Annotated in this window: 18 protein-coding genes; 17 read left to right on the forward strand and 1 reads right to left on the reverse strand. The window is 41.7% G+C overall.

The features are described 5' to 3' along the window. The first annotated feature begins 477 nt into the window (after positions 1 to 477). The 16 genes from AACW75_RS06170 (at position 478) to AACW75_RS06245 (ending at position 15,758) form a co-directional block, all read left to right on the forward strand. Positions 478 to 987 carry a hypothetical protein gene (locus AACW75_RS06170; protein ID WP_017076026.1) on the forward strand — a complete coding sequence of 170 codons (510 nt, stop codon included), beginning with the start codon at positions 478 to 480 and terminating at the stop codon, positions 985 to 987. 77 nt (positions 988 to 1,064) lie between these two features. Further along, positions 1,065 to 1,562, forward strand: coding sequence for a hypothetical protein (locus AACW75_RS06175; RefSeq protein ID WP_017076027.1), 498 nt, complete (start codon positions 1,065 to 1,067; stop codon positions 1,560 to 1,562). Positions 1,563 to 1,676: 114 nt separating this feature from the next. After that, entirely contained in the window at positions 1,677 to 2,402 is a 726-nt protein-coding gene (locus tag AACW75_RS06180; RefSeq protein ID WP_145565680.1) for a molecular chaperone, read from the forward strand. A gap of 2 nt (positions 2,403 to 2,404) precedes the next feature. After that, positions 2,405 to 3,091, forward strand: coding sequence for a fimbria/pilus periplasmic chaperone (locus AACW75_RS06185; protein WP_017080974.1), 687 nt, complete (start codon positions 2,405 to 2,407; stop codon positions 3,089 to 3,091). Further along, complete coding sequence (locus AACW75_RS06190; RefSeq protein ID WP_445329513.1) at positions 3,075 to 5,567, forward strand: fimbria/pilus outer membrane usher protein; 2,493 nt, start codon at positions 3,075 to 3,077, stop codon at positions 5,565 to 5,567. The genes AACW75_RS06185 and AACW75_RS06190 overlap by 17 nt, the downstream gene beginning before the upstream one ends. After that, entirely contained in the window at positions 5,557 to 6,438 is an 882-nt protein-coding gene (locus AACW75_RS06195; protein ID WP_145565678.1) for a hypothetical protein, read from the forward strand. The genes AACW75_RS06190 and AACW75_RS06195 overlap by 11 nt, the downstream gene beginning before the upstream one ends. A gap of 95 nt (positions 6,439 to 6,533) precedes the next feature. Continuing rightward, a complete protein-coding gene (locus AACW75_RS06200; RefSeq protein WP_017076032.1) occupies positions 6,534 to 7,229 on the forward strand; it encodes a helix-turn-helix domain-containing protein in 696 nt (231 codons plus the stop codon). A gap of 642 nt (positions 7,230 to 7,871) precedes the next feature. Then, on the forward strand, positions 7,872 to 8,840 hold the full coding sequence (locus AACW75_RS06205; RefSeq protein ID WP_145570809.1) for a DUF2860 family protein: 969 nt from the start codon (positions 7,872 to 7,874) through the stop codon (positions 8,838 to 8,840). Between the two features lie 434 nt (positions 8,841 to 9,274). Further along, positions 9,275 to 9,748 (forward strand): hypothetical protein, encoded by a 474-nt coding sequence (locus tag AACW75_RS06210; protein WP_237297684.1) that lies wholly within the window; start codon positions 9,275 to 9,277, stop codon positions 9,746 to 9,748. Between the two features lie 4 nt (positions 9,749 to 9,752). After that, positions 9,753 to 10,781, forward strand: a complete 1,029-nt coding sequence (locus tag AACW75_RS06215) for a hypothetical protein (protein WP_237297686.1) — start codon at positions 9,753 to 9,755, stop codon at positions 10,779 to 10,781. 96 nt (positions 10,782 to 10,877) lie between these two features. Next, positions 10,878 to 11,918 carry an amidohydrolase family protein gene (locus tag AACW75_RS06220; protein ID WP_145570807.1) on the forward strand — a complete coding sequence of 347 codons (1,041 nt, stop codon included), beginning with the start codon at positions 10,878 to 10,880 and terminating at the stop codon, positions 11,916 to 11,918. After that, a complete protein-coding gene (locus AACW75_RS06225; protein WP_145570805.1) occupies positions 11,852 to 12,106 on the forward strand; it encodes a hypothetical protein in 255 nt (84 codons plus the stop codon). The genes AACW75_RS06220 and AACW75_RS06225 overlap by 67 nt, the downstream gene beginning before the upstream one ends. A gap of 30 nt (positions 12,107 to 12,136) precedes the next feature. Further along, positions 12,137 to 12,868 carry a winged helix-turn-helix domain-containing protein gene (locus AACW75_RS06230; RefSeq protein ID WP_145570803.1) on the forward strand — a complete coding sequence of 244 codons (732 nt, stop codon included), beginning with the start codon at positions 12,137 to 12,139 and terminating at the stop codon, positions 12,866 to 12,868. After that, a complete protein-coding gene (locus AACW75_RS06235) occupies positions 12,859 to 13,353 on the forward strand; it encodes a hypothetical protein (RefSeq protein WP_145570801.1) in 495 nt (164 codons plus the stop codon). The genes AACW75_RS06230 and AACW75_RS06235 overlap by 10 nt, the downstream gene beginning before the upstream one ends. Positions 13,354 to 13,532: 179 nt before the next feature. Continuing rightward, positions 13,533 to 14,468 carry a ribosome biogenesis GTPase YlqF gene (gene ylqF, locus AACW75_RS06240; RefSeq protein ID WP_145565673.1) on the forward strand — a complete coding sequence of 312 codons (936 nt, stop codon included), beginning with the start codon at positions 13,533 to 13,535 and terminating at the stop codon, positions 14,466 to 14,468. 264 nt (positions 14,469 to 14,732) lie between these two features. Beyond that, on the forward strand, positions 14,733 to 15,758 hold the full coding sequence (locus AACW75_RS06245; RefSeq protein WP_145565672.1) for a GGDEF domain-containing protein: 1,026 nt from the start codon (positions 14,733 to 14,735) through the stop codon (positions 15,756 to 15,758). 137 nt (positions 15,759 to 15,895) lie between these two features. On the opposite strand, the gene AACW75_RS06250 is transcribed toward AACW75_RS06245, so the two are convergent. Then, positions 15,896 to 16,441, reverse strand: a complete 546-nt coding sequence (locus tag AACW75_RS06250) for a GNAT family N-acetyltransferase (RefSeq protein ID WP_135455114.1) — start codon at positions 16,439 to 16,441, stop codon at positions 15,896 to 15,898. Positions 16,442 to 16,607: 166 nt separating this feature from the next. Between AACW75_RS06250 and AACW75_RS06255 the strand changes: the two genes are divergently transcribed. Continuing rightward, positions 16,608 to 17,750 (forward strand): acyl-CoA desaturase, encoded by a 1,143-nt coding sequence (locus tag AACW75_RS06255; RefSeq protein ID WP_135455116.1) that lies wholly within the window; start codon positions 16,608 to 16,610, stop codon positions 17,748 to 17,750. Positions 17,751 to 17,928 lie beyond the last annotated feature (178 nt).

The following is a 17,928-nucleotide window of genomic DNA, read 5'->3' on the forward strand; positions in this document are numbered from 1 at the left end:
TTGGTTGTATTGCTTCCAGTTGGTTGTTTTGTAACGAGGCTTAGGCATAGGGCTACGAGAGAGAGTGGACGTAGCTGATCAGATCGTAGGTTCTTGATTTAGTTCCATTGAATTACGCAACAAAGCCGCGTACGTTTTAAAGTCGTATTTATATTACTAAAACCATCGCGTTGAAGACGATTTGTAGGAAAAATTCGCCACAACCTACGACTTTAAACAAACGCGTAGACCATAGTTTTAATTTTATCAATTCAATAAAAATGCCTAATCAAACTGGTACTTAGGTAAAAGCTATGTATCTAATTGAATATAAAATTATTATCTAAGTTTTTGTATCACTCTCCCAACTAAAAATCATACGAAATCTCATACTTATGGATAATAATCAACTTTTTTTACTACTTCGCCATTTTTTTTAGCTCTTATAGTTTTGTTAGCCAAGCAACACGTTACATTCAATTAGGGAGAGGTGAGCTTATGTACAAAGTATGTTGGTTTCTTCATAGCTTCATCATCTCCACGTTAATTTTGGCTCTGTCACTTTCATTTAATGTCAGTGCCAATACTTTAACGTTAGGAATTAACGGCAAGATCAAAGATCGATGCGAAATAAATTTTTTCTCTGGCAACATTATGAAGTTTACCGAACATCTCGATGAGCAATCGTTGCCTTTTAATGTGTATTGCAACCGCCCGTTGGGTATAACGATTAACTCAAAATACGGTGGCCTAAAATATCAACAACAAGGCGTTGATATTATTGAAACTTATAATTTGTCATTACAAATAGATGAGCTCCGTCTTTATGAAAGTCGACACAGCAGCCAACTTATATCATCAGTAATGATAGACAGTTCTGGTGTTATTCCTTTCGCTCAACATGGGAGCCTTAGGGTAGCACTCGAAAATAGCTTGCGTTTCGCAGGTTATTATCAAGACGTTATTGAGATCGAAGTTTACCCTTCGATTCATAGCGTGACAAAGTGAAAACTCTGCAATGTATCTGCAGAACAACAAACGCTCAGCAGCATTCGAGCCAATCATTTAAGATAAAGGAATTTCTAATGAAAAAGCTAACACTCTACGCAGCAACAGTTACTGCTATTTTTGGTGCTCAAGTCCAAGCCGCTCCTGGTGATGTCCAGCTAGTTGGTTTTGTTTCACCTGTATGTGAAGTTACTGGTCTTTCAACGCAACTGATGGACTTCGGTAACGTATCTCAAATTCAAAATCTTTCTGTTAGTGGTCTTAACATGAAATGTAATGACGTCGATGGTGCAACTGTGACACTGACAAGTGCTGAAGGTGGTCTAGAGTCAGACGATAGCGAAGACTACGCTCTTACATACGATGCAACATTTAATCCTTCAGGCTTAGCTCCTTTCACGCTTAATGCACCAGGGGGCCCAGGTCAAAATGACGTTTCAGTCAGTAATTCTTATGGTGGTTCCGGAGTATTGGCTACTGGTGTTGCCGCATCTATTGATATTGTGACAACAGAAACCTCCCCATGGGCAGGTGGCTACTCAGATACATTAACCGTCAATATCACCTCAAATTAGAGGTTAATAAGTCGGGGGCTCTTATTTGGCCCCCGGCTTAATCTCAACCTCAGTTTTAAAACACCTTAACCTCAGTTGCATCACTGACTTTAGTTTAATTTGGAGCTCACCGCGATGTGTAAATGGATCATGCATAAATGGACTGTTCTCTTGTTATTGTCACTCACTTGTTTGTCAGCTCATGCGTTCAAAGTAGAGCCGATGTCTATGGAAATGACACCACTAGGAAAAAGAGCTCAAATGACGATGAGGGTTGAGAATTCGTCTACCGAACCACTCACGGTTGAATTGTCTCCAGTATTTATGACAATGAACGAATATGGGAAAGAGACCACGACGCCTGCAGATGACGAGTTATTAGTGATACCGGTGACCGCAATAATAGAGCCTGGAAGATCACAATCCATTATGGTGCGGTATTTGGGCGATCCTTCCATCACAGAATCTAAAGCGTATCGCATTGCTGTTAAGCAAGTAAAAGTTCAAAGAGCGAGCAGTAATCAAGGGCAAGTAAGTCTTTTGCTTCAGTTTAATACGCTTATCAACGTACGACCTCAGAACACAGCTTCTCAGCTAGAAATTAAAAGTATCGAACAAAATGACAAAAAGAACAAATGGGTTCTTGAGGTACTTAACAGTGGTAATAGTTATGGTCGATTAACCAATACAACATGGAAGATATCTGATGGTAAAAATTCAACATATTTAAAAGGCGTAGAAATCGCTAAACGTATTCCGGGTACTTTAGTCCTTCCCTACTCCACTCGCTTTTTTGAAATGCAGCCTCTTAAAAATTATGACGTGAACACCCTATCTATTGAAATAGAGCAGGATCAATAGCAATGAGACGTTATATCTTGGGTGGGCTCATTTATTGCTTTTTGTGTGCACAAACGTTTGGCATAACACTGTTTCCGACCGTCATCGAGCTCAACACAGATCACCGGGCAACATCGCAACTGGTTGTAACTAACAATTCAACACAAGCTCTCCCACTTGAAGCTAACGTTCGTCGTTTGAACTTCTTATCTGATGGCACGTTTCAAACATCAGATCTATCGAGTGAAGAGATGTTTGTGTTTCCACCTGCCGCAATGTTGGCACCCGGTGCACGCCAAGTATTCCGTATACAGTGGTTGGGAAACCGATCACTCGAAACCTCCCAGAGTTACTTCGTTCGCTTCAGTACCGTGAATATTGGCCAGAACAACGCGAGAATAGACAAACCCATCGGTTTAACAACCGGTATCAATTTACAAGTTCACTACAATGCGTTGTTGCACATTCACTCGTCCTCTTTAGAGCCTGACGTGAAATTACACATAGATGAACAAGGCAAACTAACACTCACTAATTCTGGGTCACGATTTACCTATACATCGTTACTTCATTTTGCGGGGCTCGAATCTCAGAGCCAAAAAGTACATGAGGCCTTAGGTGAGCAGTTTATTCCACCACGCTCCATTATTACTTTGCCTTCTTCTTTAAATTATTTACCAGTGGGCACTTACCATGGGCATGAAAACTGAAACCTATCCCAAGATATGGCAAGTTTTGTATGTCTTGGTATTAGTACTTTTTTATTGTGCTGCCTTAAGCCCTGCTGCTTGGGGTCAAGAAATGGTCTTGAACCCGACAGGACGAGATATTCAACTTACCTCTTTGTTAAGGATAAGTGACACCATACTTGGGGAGGCGGACATTATCATTACCGCAAACAACGAGATCTTGTTACCGAAGGAAAGTACGCTTTCTCTCCTTTCGTCCGTCGTAACTCAAGAAGGTATTAGGAATCTCAATGACACGACAAACGATAAAATGTTGTCTCAGCACCATTTTGAGAGCGTAGGATTAGGTCTTAGTTTCGATTTTTCTTCATTAGAATGCATCGTGACAGTACCGCCTGAATTTAGCTTAACCCAGCAACTGTCTATGAACGGCGCAGATGATTTTTATAACTATGCTGAGCCAAGTTTGTTTAGTGGATACGTTAACTTTGCTCTTTCGGCTAATGAGAGCCAATATGTCGATCAGAATTCGTCAAGGCAGGACCTCTATCGCAGTCAGTTTGACTCAGCACTTAACATTGGTTTTCTAAACTTTGAGTATGAATCTTATTTAGAAAACAGCTCATCACAAGATTCGCGATACGTAAGAGAAGGATCTCGTCTTAATATTGACTTTGCAGAACAAGGCACACGACTTGTGCTCGGCGATATGTACAACAGTGGTCAATCTTTTCAGGACAGCACCGACATACTTGGTATTGGCTTAACTCGAGATTTCACACTCATTCCAACCAGAAATGCACGACCACGAGCCAATCAATCATTCACACTTCAAAGAGCTTCAAATGTCGATGTCTATATAGATGGGATTGCAGTCCAGCGATTAACGCTAGGCGCTGGTAGCTATAACCTTAGTGACATACCTCTAGCGCAAGGTAGCAATGATATTGTACTCGTCATCACCGACCGCTCCGGGAATGAAGAACGCATCGAGTTTTCTATTGCGACCGGTAACGACTTGCTCAATAGCGGTGAGTTTGAATATAGCGTCATGTATGGAGCGCCTTCTGAATTACGGAATGGGCAAATAGAATATCTAACCGACGAACGCATTTTGCATGGTTATGTCGATGTGGGTATTAACCCTTGGTTAACGTTAGGTACCAACTTCCAAACCCGTGAAGATCTTTACCAATATGGAGCCACCGCTTTACTCGCTTCTACATGGGGCGTCACTGAACTCAATGCTTCGCGTAGCGAACACCCTACATTTGGAACTGGCGACGCTTACAAATTTGCGTTCGATGCGGAATTTTCTAATACGAACACGCTGTCCCCACAACTGAGTGTAAGTTATGAATATCTGACCAACAATTTTACTGGGGTCTCAGGGTTTGATGCTTCCGATATCGATATCAATTTAACCACCCATTATGTATCTGCATTCAGCTCTATTTACCTTGGTCAGTCTTTACGTGCCGCCATGACCCTCAATTATCGCTCAGGAGTAGACAAAGAGAACGATTATTGGTTGATTAGCCCGAGTTTATCGGACGGACTGTTTGATACTCCCGCCACCTGGAGTGCACGCGTTAACTATCGGCATAACGCAACCGAAGACGATGATATCAGCACTACTGTCACCATAAGCTGGCCTCTCAGTCGACAAACTCGTGTTGTCGGTCGTTACACCACAGAACTTAATGAAGCCGCCTTAGATTACAGCTATCAGAATAATATTGGTAACACAGGAGGGATGTCGGCGTTTGCGAGTGTCATTACTAATGAAGAAACGGATGCCGATATGGATGCTGGTATTAACTACACGGCCAACCGTTATGAATTAAACGCGACCCACGCTTCGCGGCTTGAAGACATTAATGGTGAAACACGAAATCACAGTACTGACGTGACTATAAGTAGCGCCCTTGCTTTTGCAGGTTCATCTGTGACGATCGGCAGACCGGTGCGCGAAGCATTTGCTATTGTTAGCAAGCACGAAAGCCTCGCAAAAAATGACGTCGCTGTCGACCCAACAAAAGATGGTGAGTACGCACGCGTTTACCTTAAAGGGGATGCAGATGCCATGGTTCCTGATCTTGTTGCTTATAATGGCCAAGTCATCGGTTACGAGGTCGATAACTTGCCACCAGGCTATGACTTAGGTGATGGTGCTTTTTGGATTAAGCCTGGTTATAAACGGGGATTCCAGCTACAGATCGGATCGGATGCGGTATTAACGGTTATTGGCAAGCTATTCGATCGTAAAAGTAACAACCCTATTTCACTTGTCGCGGGTGTGGCACATTACCTTGGCGAGGCAAAACAACTGCCGATTGACTTCTTTACCAATCGTAACGGCATATTTGCAATATCTGGATTAAAGCCAGGTAAATATCAGTTGGTACTAGACACTAAAGGACAAGAGTCCGTCATCATTACCCTCAGTGAACGCAGTGACAATTTGATAAGACTAGGAGATGTGTATGTGGAATAAACAAGTTCTTTGGGGAACATTAAGCCTCATCGCCATAAGCCATGTTCCTTCTGCATTTGGATGTGAAGCCAGTGCGTTAACTATTCAACCCACCTCATCCCAAACACAATATGACGTTTTCAGCGCAGGAACTTTTGCGACAATAAACACTTACCGTATAGAAGCGAATATAATCGGCGAACCCTGCAAGTTGAGTCTAGTTTTGCAACTTAACGATACCAGTCGATCGCTTAAAGGGTCAAACCAAGACAAACTTAATTTTGAATGGAGTGGGTTCGTTGGCATGCCAGTGGCTAATCAGTGGCATCTATCATTAACCGACAGTCAACCTTCCGCAACGATACAAATGCGTTTTCCGAGCAAACAATGGTTAGAGTCAGGAACCTATCGAGGGCTTTTAGAAGTCTCGCCTTCTTATACTTCAGATAACAAACAAATAGAAATCAGCCCTAGCTCACTGCCTATTGCCGTTAACGTCCCACCCGCTGCAAAAATTCACTTTTATGGGTTAACCCAGCAACATTATGACCTTGATCTAGGGACATTATATTCAAACAAGGTTGTTCGTTCGGCACCTAACCTATGGGTTCAAAGCAATACTGCATATACCATCGTTTTGGAATCATCTCATCAAGGAAAATTACGCCATGAATCTAACGACACTAAATGGGATATTCCATATCAACTTGCCCTCGATAGCGACAGAGTAAACCTTGCACAACTGGATGCCCGTGTTCAACGTCTCGCGGCTACGATTGGTCAACCTATTCCTTTGAGTTTTATCATTGGTGAAACTGAAAACAAACCGGGAGGACAATATGATGATACATTACAAATTTCTATTGAACCTCGACTTTCACAGCAGCCGTAAATATGTAATTATATAAATTCTTAGATATGTAACATAATTATATAAAACGCAGCATCATATAATCAAAACATAATTCGTCAGTTTCGGAGTAAGTTATGTATGACCATAAAGATAATTTAAAACACATACTCCTAATTGGTGACAACGGTATTAACAACCAGTTTATCCAACGAGAAATAGAAAAATACAGTGATTTTTCTTTCAATAGAGAATGTATTTTGGGTGTTGAGCACTCACGTAATCATAAAAAATTTGATGTCGTTCTCATTAGCTACTTACTCTTGACCGACATCAAAGATATCAACAGCACCATATCAAAACTAGAGTCAAGTAAATGGGTGGTTTATGATGTTCCCGAAGATATTACAGGACAAAGCATTACTGTAATGCAATTATTCAATGTATTTAATTTAAAAGGGGTGATTTATCAAGATGCTCCTATTGAGCACCTTACACGTTGTTTGAAAACGGTATGTGACGATGATTTGTGGTTACCGAGAAAGTTAATGTCACATATTTTATCTAATGCACGCTCATATACTGTCAAGTCGGAGGTAATACTGTCCAGCCTAACCAAAAGAGAGGTTCAAATATTTAAACGAGTCATTAGAGGAGATTCAAATTTAGAAATATCAAGCGACCTATTTATTTCAGAAAGTACGGTAAAAACGCACGTATACAACATCTATAAAAAAATCAACGTTACTAACCGAAAAGAAGCAATAAAAAAAGCAAATTTTATCAATAGCTTAGAATCTATTATACAACCAGATGTGAAATTCAAAGCATGACTATAGATATAAAAATCAATTGAAGCATTAATCTGTAACTCCATTAGACGGTTCACTATTTTTTCGTTAAACAAGCATCCTTCACGAATGTTTTTAAAAATAGCCAACGTACAGATTCATACACTGACATGACGAAGGCTAAACTAAGCCCATAGTTGGAACAAGATTTAAAATATGTTACCGCTACTTATGCTTCATAGGACCGGTAATATACATAAACCCATCTTTCTCTCGCCTTCCTACTAAGCGTTACCCTTCGAACCGTTTGTAACGACCTTTTCGAAACCAAACATCTAAAAACAACTAAATCCTGTCTAAATAGGTGTTCTCCCACCTACCCTATAAAAGTGACATTAAATAATTATTATTAATAATCAATAACTTAAATAACTTAAATAACTTAAATAACTTAAATAACAATCGTAAAGTCATTTTTTGTAATTAGCCTTACCTACCTGCACCATGAATAATTAACTTCCCATTCATTAGCTCAAGCGAATGCGTCGAGCTTTCTAAGGTGATGTCGATACCGGCAATCAAATCGACTCAGGTCGAATCGCATGCTTTTGAATTGATTTAATGGAACGGATTTCTAACCATACGACAAGGAAAGTTGAAGGTAAGCCTAATATTGAGATTGTTATGAACGCGATAAAAATGTCTTTAATTGCCCTGACAGCTATAACTACAGCTTCAGTAACAACGACTGCATATGCAGTAGAGTGGGATCAACTCAGCGGCGAAATACTTTTTGCTACTCTCTACACACATTCAGATTCAAATCTCTATACCGAGGGCAACCCAAATTTAGGTGCAAAATCAAACCGTGGCGACGATGGTGACAAGGTAATTTTTACTCCTCTGGGAAATTTGAATTTTGATTTTGGTGCAGATCGAACTCACCGCTTATATGTGGGTACGTCTCGTGATGACTTATCGGTCGGTACGCTTGCATTCGAATTTGGTTACCAAAAACAATTAGACTCGGGCACAACTTTTGATGTGGCCTACTTACCAACCGTGATTCCAGGTGAAGTATGGACAAACCCATATGAAGTCGAAGAGAGTCGGACGAAAACCGATGTTGATGGCGGTGCTGTACGCGTAAAACTGAGTAACCTTGCACAGACGAATATCTCGCTAGATATGGCATACGCCTATGCTGACGTAGATGAAGACAATGCTCCCAATCAGCTTTTAAAGCGCGATAGTCAAGCGTACTTTATTAAAGCTAAGTATCTTTCGATGTTAAGCCCTCAATCGGGTATCAATTACGGTTTAAGCTATACGTTCCACGATGCTGATGGCAAAGCAAATCAACACAATAGGTATGGTGTTGAGGCCTCGTACTTTTTTGCCTCTTCTGCTTACGCCTTAGCTGTGACAGGTAACTATGTGCACAATGATTACCGGGCAGATAATCCAATATTCGCTCGAAGCAGAACTGACAATAGTTATAGGTTATTCATCGCTTATGAGTACAAAGATCTTGGAAGTTGGGACAATTGGAGTATTGCGACCTTTACCGGAACTCGAAAGAACCACTCCAACATAGACTTCTTTACACATCGGGAATGGTTAGTGTCAGGTTCACTGAACTACACTTTCTAGTCCCCTTCACTTCAAAATCTCTCGTATTATATTGATAACAAAACAAGCCGTTAGCTCCTAGAGTTAGCGGCTCGCTTCCTTATAAACACTGTGCTTCTGAACAATGACCTCATGATAAAAACACACTCCGACAATGCCGCACTGATTATACCGAGCACCTCAAAAACGACCTTGATCGCTTCTTAATCGCTCTAACCTACAATACTTTTCCTTACCCAGTATATAACTGTGATCTGTGCCGACATAAGCAGTAAACCGCCCAATAACGCCATAGAACAAAAAGTGACAAAACTAAATTTACCTCCATAAAAACAGCTAGTTACAAAATCATGACACCTTATTTTTTGTTGTTAGCGCTCTAGCCTCACCCACCTCAATACTAATCATCAGTTCGACACACTATTCAAATAATAAACTAATAATCGAGGTATCTGATGAGTACAACTCTTGACGCTGAAATCAAAGGGACTGCAGGCAAAGCCAAATGGCTGAGCTTAGGCATCCTAATACTTGCCCAGTTAGGTACGATGCTAGATAACAGCGGTTTTGCCGTTGCGACCGAAGCATTAATTACACAACTAGGCGCTACCATGCCTGAAATTCAATTCGCTAATGCCATGTACCCCTTAATTGCAGGCGCAGGCATGATTGTGGGTGGCTTAACTGGCTTATTCTTAGGATGGGGACGCCAACTGCGCTTGGGTGCTCTACTGCTTGCTGTTTCTGGTGCGATTGCTGCTTTATCACCAAACATGGATGTACTAATTTTTGGTGGACGTGTAGCGGCAGGTTTTGGGGCTGTGTTCCTTGTTCCTGCGATCTTGGCGCACGTTGCTGGGCTTTACCATTTCTTTCTTTGGCGTAACGGCTTACTTCATTTTAGTTTTCCTTGCGACGTTCAAGCTTGAGGCGATGCCAAAAACTAAATTTGAAGGAAAGTTCGATATTGTTGGCGTAGTTCTTTCTTCGGTTGGCTTGTTGTCAACGATTGTAGGCCTACTCAAAATTTCAGATTGGGGACTTGTTACTCCAATATCTGACGTCTCTTTCATGGGTATTTCCCCTGCACTACCGCTTGTATTTTTCGGCTTAGCAGCGCTATTCATTCTTCTAAAATGGGAAGCCAGTTTTGAAGCGAAACATGGCACCGCTTTGATTCCATCTGCATTTATCAAGAATAAACAAGTGCTTATTGGCTTGTCCCTGTGTGCCATCGTGTTCCTGATGTTTGGTTCTTTGTTCATCAACATTGCCTATGTTCAAGTCGTTGGTGGTGCAAGTGCAATGGCCGCTGGTTTGCTCATGACAATGTTTGCCGTCGGCATGATCTTAGGTACGGTTATCGCTCCCGCCAAAATGTCTAACCTGACAGTAAGAACCGTTTGTCTAACTGGTTTCTCTATCTCGTTTATCGGGTTGATCATCGCTACATTAGGCATCACAGAAGAAGGCGTCAATGCGCTTCAACATGTCGGTTTAGCCATCTTTGGTTTCGGTGTGGGCGTACTCATGACTCAAGCATCGATCACGGTAACATCTGCACTGGAACAACGTGATGCGGAGCAGTCTGGTGGTATCCAAGCAACATCACGCAATGTTGGTCAAGCCTTTGGTGTTGCTATTCTTGGTTCCGTGTTGATGTTTTCATTAACTGGCAATCTAAAGAATGACGTCAATTCCCACGAAGCACTATCAACTTCAACCAAAGAAGCGGTTCTCAACATCCCAGCGCTTCCTTTCACAAGCAATGACGACTTCCGAATATTGATTACTGACATTACTTCAAACGTTGAAGAGCAAAACATCATTCTTGCAATCAACGCAGAAGCACGACACAGCTCAGCGATCAAAACCATGCTCGCTCTGATGCTGATTGTAGCTTCGGGATTAGTTATCTGTCGTGGATTGCCACGTCGCTCTCTCATGCAGAACAAGAGTTAACCTCACCCCATAAACCTATTTCCAGATAAACCAATATTGAAGGTCACGCTTGTCAAGAGTGGCCTTCCATCGGCAGCACATAGCGAGGCAAAAGTCATGATCGCAAAATTATTTAGAAAGCTGCTTAGCAGCGAAACCAATACGTCTTCACGCTCTTCATCAAATACACAGGTATCGACTATGAATCACAATCAAACTCTCTATTTTGGCGGCTCTATCCTTACAATGAACGACAACAACCCAACGGTCGAATCTGTCGTCATAGAAAACGGTCATATTGTTGCCCTAGGTGGAGAGCAAAGCCTGAAAGCACAATTTCCTCGTGCATCTCTGCATGACTTAGCCGGTGAAACTTTAATGCCGAGCTTTATTGAAAACCACAGCCATATATTGTTATGTGGCAACATAGAAGCTATGCACGACCTTAGCTTCTTCAAATACCAAAAGCAGGACGAAATGATTGCTGCATTTCGTGAAATGACACCCAATAAAGATGGTTGGTTAATGGGGATAGGCTGGGATGTTAAAAAGCAAGAGATCCCATCATTAGCAGAAATTGACGGAACTCATCCAGATCTACCGATGTTTATTACTATGCAAGGCCATGGTGGCTGGTTGAACAGCAAAGCAATGGAAGAGTTAAACATCACTAAAGACAGTGAAGTACCACCAAACTCGGAATACATCAAAGATGAAAACGGTGAGCTCACGGGTATGATCTTAGGTCAGGCTGCCGTTATGCACGCATACAAAGGGACCTTCCCAACGCCCGAAGTCAAAGATGTCGTCGCTGCTTCTCAGCAGTATGCCCGCCAAGGCATCACTGTCACTTCTGACCTTATGATCATGTCACCAAAAACGTTAGCTACATTGGTCGAAGCCTCTCGCGAAGACAACTTTAATGTCCGTGTCGTGGGTGGCATCGTGAATAACTACCCAGACTTTGCACAAGTGATCGCCCAACGAGCTGAATATCAAACCGATAAATTCCGTATCGGATTCTTGAAAGCTTTTACTGACGGCTCAGTGCAAGGCGGTAATGCAGCCACCAAAATGAAGAGTTCAAACACTTGCCTCGCCCACTCTGGGGAACACAGGATATTTTCAACCAAACAGCTGGGGCTGCTGCTCAGTTAGGCATCGACTTTATCTTTCATGCTAACGGTGAACAAGCATTAAGCGCCGCGTTAGACGCCGTTGAACACGCTCGCAATACTGCCGAAGAGAACGGCCACGATGTAAGTAACTTCATGTCGCTGGCTCACCACCTATCCTTAACAGAGACACCGCAATTTGAACGTATGATAATGACTAAAATGCGATAATAAAATCAGTTTCTATTCAGCCATTTACCTATGACCAAACTCACTTTAGAACCACCTGTTTACCTAATTGGTGAATACTTGTATTCATCAACATCAGGGGTTTTGTCTAAAGACAATAACCTCACTCGATTAAGAGCAAAAGAATCCGCTTTGCTGAATGTATTGATCAAACAGGTTCCTGAAGTGCTTACTCGTGAAAACATCGTTCAAGAGCTGTATGAAAACACCTATGCGACGGATGCGACGATTAACCAACTGGTCAAACGTTTAAGAAAAGCTATGGGAGACGACCAACGCTCACTTATTCGTACTATTCCCAAGCAAGGATACTTATTAGCAATAGCGCCTAAACTCATTGAAGAACACCTCCATGTTTCGCCAGAAATCCCAGCAAAGTATTTAGCTGTTGAGCACGGTGATTTCGATCCTGTTGACGTCAAAGTCGAGGAACTGAACCGTGTAAACAAGAGTAAGATTCAGCCTCGTGATGAAAGTCGTTTACAACGCTTTGGGGCGGTGACTGTAATCGGTTGTTTATTGGCAGTAGCGGTAGGTTACGGACTAGGCTCTTCATTCGCCCCGTCGGCACGTTATCTAGAGCAAGTTTCAGTGGTCGAAGCAGAAAACCAACACATAGATACACTATCCCAGGCACCAACAGTGGTTATCGACAAAGACCAACAGGTTATGGCCATCTACTTAAAAGACGATGAAGAAACCGTTCATTGTGCTTACCAAGAACAAGTGACCTTATGCAATTAAAATCGAAACACTATAAAGTGCTCGTGATGTGGGCTATCTGTGTCGCGTTTGGTTATCTATTATTCCAACTAAACTATACGCCAACTAAACCGTTTACTGGTTTTTGGAGCGGACACTCGACCGTTAATTATGGCGAGCGCTCATTAAGCATCAGGACTCAACTCATCATCGATGGCCCCGAGTCTGAGAGTGCGCGGTTAATTACCACTTTTGAGCCTAAATCGGATTATGCAACACCATTTCAAACCAGTGTAACTAGCAATATCCAAGTTCAAGGACGAGTTGACTCAAAGATCACCTTCTCGTTAACCGAATTGAATTACACCAACAAAGAAGCACTAGAAACTTATTTAAATCGCGAGTTACCACAAACGGGTAGCTTGGTTTCGGGTAAGTCGTGGGCCGTCGATGACAATGAGATATTCATGTATTTAACCCTCGCGTTCGGCGAGAAGATGGGGGTGATTCTTAAACGTCGTGAGTAATTGTTCAAAAATTCGCACTTACCGATGTAATACCACTCCTTAGTTCAGCCAACATCGACTAAAATCATTGTGAGGTAGTGATAAGTCCATATCTTTATCGTCCCTTTATAGATATGGCTTTACACGCCCTATCGAACCCTTACAATGTGCAGCAAATATATTTATCAAGGTTTATCTCTATGTCTATTCAATGGTTTCCGGGTCACATGCATAAAGCCCGTAAAGAAATCGAAGAAGTTATCCCACAAGTTGATGTGATCATCGAGGTGCTGGACGCTCGTATTCCGTTTAGTAGCGAAAACCCAATGATCTCTTCACTGCGCGGCGATAAGCCTTGTGTAAAAGTGTTGAACAAACGCGACCTTGCCGATCCGGAATTAACTCAACTTTGGATTGATCATTTCGAGAAAGAGCAAGGCGTTAAAGCGATTGCGATTACCACCAGCGTAAAAGAAGAAGTTAACCATGTCATGGAACTAGTTCGTAAACTAGCACCGCACCGTGAACAAATGGGTAAGAACATTCGAACGATGATTATGGGTATCCCGAACGTGGGTAAATCGACCATCATCAACTGTTTGGCTGGACGTACGATTGCGGTAACGGGTAACCAACCTGCTGTAACTCGTCGTCAACAACGCATCAACCTTCAGAATGGCGTAATCCTTTCTGATACTCCTGGAATCCTTTGGCCTAAAGTGGAAAACCCACACAGTGGCTTCCGTTTAGCTGCCACTGGCGCTGTTAAAGATACAGCAATGGAATACGATGAAGTGGCCTTCTACACGGTGGAGTACCTAGCGAAACAGTACCCGAACCTACTTAAAGAACGTTACCAAATTGAAGAACTACCAGAGTCTGACATCGAATTGATGGAAGCTATTGGTCGTAAGCGTGGAGCACTTCGAGCCGGTGGTCATATAGACATTCACAAATGTTCTGAAATCCTTCTTCACGAACTTCGCAGCGGTACTTTAGGTAAAGTAACGCTAGAGCTACCAGAGATGATTACTAAAGAGTTAGTCGAAGTTGAAGAAGCGGCTGCGCTAAAAGCCGAGCAACAAATAAAGAAAAAAGAAGAACGCCGTAAGCGTTACTTAAAGAACAAGCGTTAATCTCCGCTAGTTTCTATAAACCACTCTTACACCAGCCTTTAAGATATCCACGTTCTATTTTCGGTAGAACGTGAATATTTCCCCTCAACGTTTGTTGATCTAGCTAACATACTGACAAATCGATATAAACTGCCGTTTACAATAACAAACACTGTGACATACTACGCAAATTATTGTGTATCAATTTCGGCTAACTTCTCAATGCGTGCTTATTCTGGGTTCAAAAATCAGAGATTTAAAACCTATTTCGACAATGAAATTTATTTGCCGTACGTAAAATCCATCTACATACCAATCACAATATTTTTTGCATTCATGGTCACCGACCTCATACACTTCGGCGCTGAATGCATCATGCCAGCTCTTCTTAGAGCAATAATCGTTATTGCCATGTGGTTTAGCGCATCCTACTGCATTAAACACCGCCCCAGTTCGTTGCAAAGGTTAGAAGCCGCATTCTTAATCATCAGTGCTCTATTTTTAGTTTACGTAGGCCGTTTCGCTATCGAATTAGGGGATTTTGATTATCAAGGTGGCATCATTCTCGTCATGATCTATGTGGGTACGTTTTCAAGAATGTCGGCGCGTTACAGTATAACGGCACTTACCTTTATATTTTTGAGCTATATTATTGGCCTATCACCGTCCTTGTATGCAGCTGAACCTAATCATGAAATTGAAACTATTTCAGTATATATATCCGCTTATATCTTGATTGCAGCTGCTTGTTTGAGACGAGATTTTGAAGTGCATAAACGCTTTACTCAATCAGAACAACTGCGTAAACAAGCGATACAACTGCGCAAACAGTCTAACGAATATGAAGCTCTTTCATATAAAGATGCGCTAACAGGTTGTTACAACCGATTATATTTGCATCAAGTTATCGAACCTAATATCGACCGACAACTTTCAATGACCACAATCATGATCGATGTCGACCACTTCAAATCAATCAATGACACTTACGGCCACCAAACTGGTGATTTTGTCATAAAAGATCTAGCTGAAGCGATTCAAGGTACGTTACCAAAACACAGTACTTGCTTTCGTTACGGCGGCGAAGAGTTTTTGATTATCATACAAGGTGAGAACAAAGCAAATATTCTAACCCTTGGAGAACATCTCTTAACTTGCGCCAATAAACTCAGATTTGAAGTGACCGTTTCAATCGGAATTAAACACGTTTCTCAGGCACTAGGCTCTGTAGAGCAATTGATTAACGATGCAGACCAAGCTCTTTATTTGTCAAAGAAAAATGGACGAAACTGCATTTCATGGACGGAATAAAGATAGCTTTCCTGTACTTCCAAACTCGCTTTATCAACTATGCGAAGCTTAAAAACAAAAAGCCCCAGACTTAATCAGTCTGGGGCTTTTTCATTTATCTGGTCTCAAACACGGTACGTCAATCGTATATACTCGTTTTAGGAGAATACCGTACTCATCGTATTTTTCTCTAGCTCTTGTGGAGAACTCCAAGAGATCACTTTCTCGGTAATTTGACTTCCACATGGCGCATTCCAAACCTTTTCTAGCTCTACTTTCCCACCAATAGCTTGATAAAAACCAATGGCTTGGTGATTCTCAGACATCACCTCTAGATAAAGCCCTGAATCCGCATAATATTGCTGTAACCATTTAGTCAGTTCAGATAGTAAACGTTTGCCGATACCTCTTCCGCGGTAATTGTTGTCTACATGTAATGCATCAATGAACGTACCACGTTCAAAATTGTGATTACCAAACGCGCAGACAAAACCAACCAGTAAACCACCTTCTTCAAGCAATAAAACATGTTGGTTGAAAGGAGGATTAATCAAACGAGTCTGCCAAATAACAGATCTGTCCTCCAAAACATCATTTTCTAGGTAATCATCAGCAAGAATGCCACGGTAATATAGCTTCCAGCTATCTGCGTGTAATTGGGCAATCCGCTCATAATCTTTATATTCAGCTACCTTAATTTCCATTTATTAGCCCTTAGTACTTCCATTTATGACTTGCTACTACATTTCACACTACCTTTATACAATATTTAAGCAAAACATACTAATACACGTTTACACTTTCAATATTGACTTACACGTGTACGCTGATATTCTAGCGCACAGATGTAAGCCCAATGGAAATTTGCTAATGAATAGTGCCGACAAACCATCAACCAAAAAGCCGCCGTTAATCTGGCTAAATATTTTTGTATTCTCTTCTAGTATGCTGCTTGCTGTGGTCGCGGCTCCCGTTTATGGCTACTTTTTTGGCTATGGTATGGAGCACTGGATATGGCTAGCGATCTGTTTTACTTTTTGTAACCTGTCTATCACGACAGGCTATCACCGCTTATGGTCTCATAAAGCGTTTGAAGCGCATTCAAGCCTAAGATTCCTGTTTGCTTTGGGCGGTGCTTTTGCTCTGCAAAACAGCGCGCTGCACTGGTCTTCTGACCACCGTGTGCACCATAAGCATGTCGACAACAACGACAAAGACCCATACTCAGCCAAACGTGGCTTCTGGTACTCACACATCGGCTGGATGATCCGTAACTACAACACTGCAATGTATACAGATTACGAAAATTGTCGTGACCTGAAAAAAGACAAAATCGTGATGTGGCAGCACAAGCACTACGTTCTGCTAGCGTTACTGATGAACATTGGTGTTCCTATCGCATTAGGTGTTATTTATGGCGATGTGATTGGTATGTTGCTAATCGTGGGTGCGGTTCGTTTGGTACTTAACCACCACACTACATTCTTCATTAATTCTCTTGCTCACATTTGGGGTAGCCAACCTTTTACTGACAAAAATACTGCTCGTGATAACGGTGTGTTGGCAGTACTCACTTTTGGTGAGGGCTATCATAACTTCCACCACATTTTTGAAAACGACTACCGCAACGGTATTTACTGGTGGCAATACGATCCAACTAAATGGTTGATTAAGAGTGCTTCATTGATGGGCCTAGCAAGTAAGCTTAAGAAAACGCCTCAAGCTCGCATCGAAAAAGCAGAAGCGACAATGCTACTTAAACGCACACAGCAGAAAATCATGCACCGTGCCGACAAACAACAAATCGCGGACAAGCTTCAGGCAGAGTTCGATGCACTCGTATCAAATATGAACGAATATTACGAAGTTAAAAAGCAGCTACTTGAAAGTAAACGCGAAGACGTTGTGAAGAAATACGAGCATTCTGTACTTAAGGTTCGTTACCAACAAATCAAAATGAATTTCGAGCAGCAAAAGAGAAATTGGGCGATGACAGTGGAACAATATGCTTAAGGCAAAACCATACGCTTAACACCCCAATAACAACGCTGTTTGATTCTTATTCAAAAGCTCTCATCTTGCTATGAGGGCTTTTTTATTTCACAGATCTAATTAAATACATGAATTTTAAGTCTTTATTCTAATAACAGACACTAGTTCCAAATGTCACATTTTCAATGCAACACAATGT

The organism is Vibrio sp. L3-7 (genome assembly GCF_963898195.1).
In the GTDB taxonomy this organism is placed as follows: Bacteria; Pseudomonadota; Gammaproteobacteria; order Enterobacterales; family Vibrionaceae; genus Vibrio; species Vibrio echinoideorum.

Excerpts from the sequence above, each read along its gene's own strand:
- AACW75_RS06170 (WP_017076026.1), top strand. The coding sequence starts at position 478 with ATGTACAAAGTATGTTGGTTTCTTCATAGCTTCATCATCTCCACGTTA.
- AACW75_RS06175 (WP_017076027.1), top strand. The coding sequence starts at position 1,065 with ATGAAAAAGCTAACACTCTACGCAGCAACAGTTACTGCTATTTTTGGT.
- AACW75_RS06180 (WP_145565680.1), top strand. The coding sequence starts at position 1,677 with ATGTGTAAATGGATCATGCATAAATGGACTGTTCTCTTGTTATTGTCA.
- AACW75_RS06185 (WP_017080974.1), top strand. The coding sequence starts at position 2,405 with ATGAGACGTTATATCTTGGGTGGGCTCATTTATTGCTTTTTGTGTGCA.
- AACW75_RS06190 (WP_445329513.1), top strand. The coding sequence starts at position 3,075 with ATGGGCATGAAAACTGAAACCTATCCCAAGATATGGCAAGTTTTGTAT.
- AACW75_RS06195 (WP_145565678.1), top strand. The coding sequence starts at position 5,557 with ATGTGGAATAAACAAGTTCTTTGGGGAACATTAAGCCTCATCGCCATA.
- AACW75_RS06200 (WP_017076032.1), top strand. The coding sequence starts at position 6,534 with ATGTATGACCATAAAGATAATTTAAAACACATACTCCTAATTGGTGAC.
- AACW75_RS06205 (WP_145570809.1), top strand. The coding sequence starts at position 7,872 with ATGAACGCGATAAAAATGTCTTTAATTGCCCTGACAGCTATAACTACA.
- AACW75_RS06210 (WP_237297684.1), top strand. The coding sequence starts at position 9,275 with ATGAGTACAACTCTTGACGCTGAAATCAAAGGGACTGCAGGCAAAGCC.
- AACW75_RS06215 (WP_237297686.1), top strand. The coding sequence starts at position 9,753 with ATGCCAAAAACTAAATTTGAAGGAAAGTTCGATATTGTTGGCGTAGTT.
- AACW75_RS06220 (WP_145570807.1), top strand. The coding sequence starts at position 10,878 with ATGATCGCAAAATTATTTAGAAAGCTGCTTAGCAGCGAAACCAATACG.
- AACW75_RS06230 (WP_145570803.1), top strand. The coding sequence starts at position 12,137 with ATGACCAAACTCACTTTAGAACCACCTGTTTACCTAATTGGTGAATAC.
- AACW75_RS06235 (WP_145570801.1), top strand. The coding sequence starts at position 12,859 with ATGCAATTAAAATCGAAACACTATAAAGTGCTCGTGATGTGGGCTATC.
- ylqF (WP_145565673.1), top strand. The coding sequence starts at position 13,533 with ATGTCTATTCAATGGTTTCCGGGTCACATGCATAAAGCCCGTAAAGAA.
- AACW75_RS06250 (WP_135455114.1), bottom strand. The coding sequence starts at position 16,441 with ATGGAAATTAAGGTAGCTGAATATAAAGATTATGAGCGGATTGCCCAA.
- AACW75_RS06255 (WP_135455116.1), top strand. The coding sequence starts at position 16,608 with ATGAATAGTGCCGACAAACCATCAACCAAAAAGCCGCCGTTAATCTGG.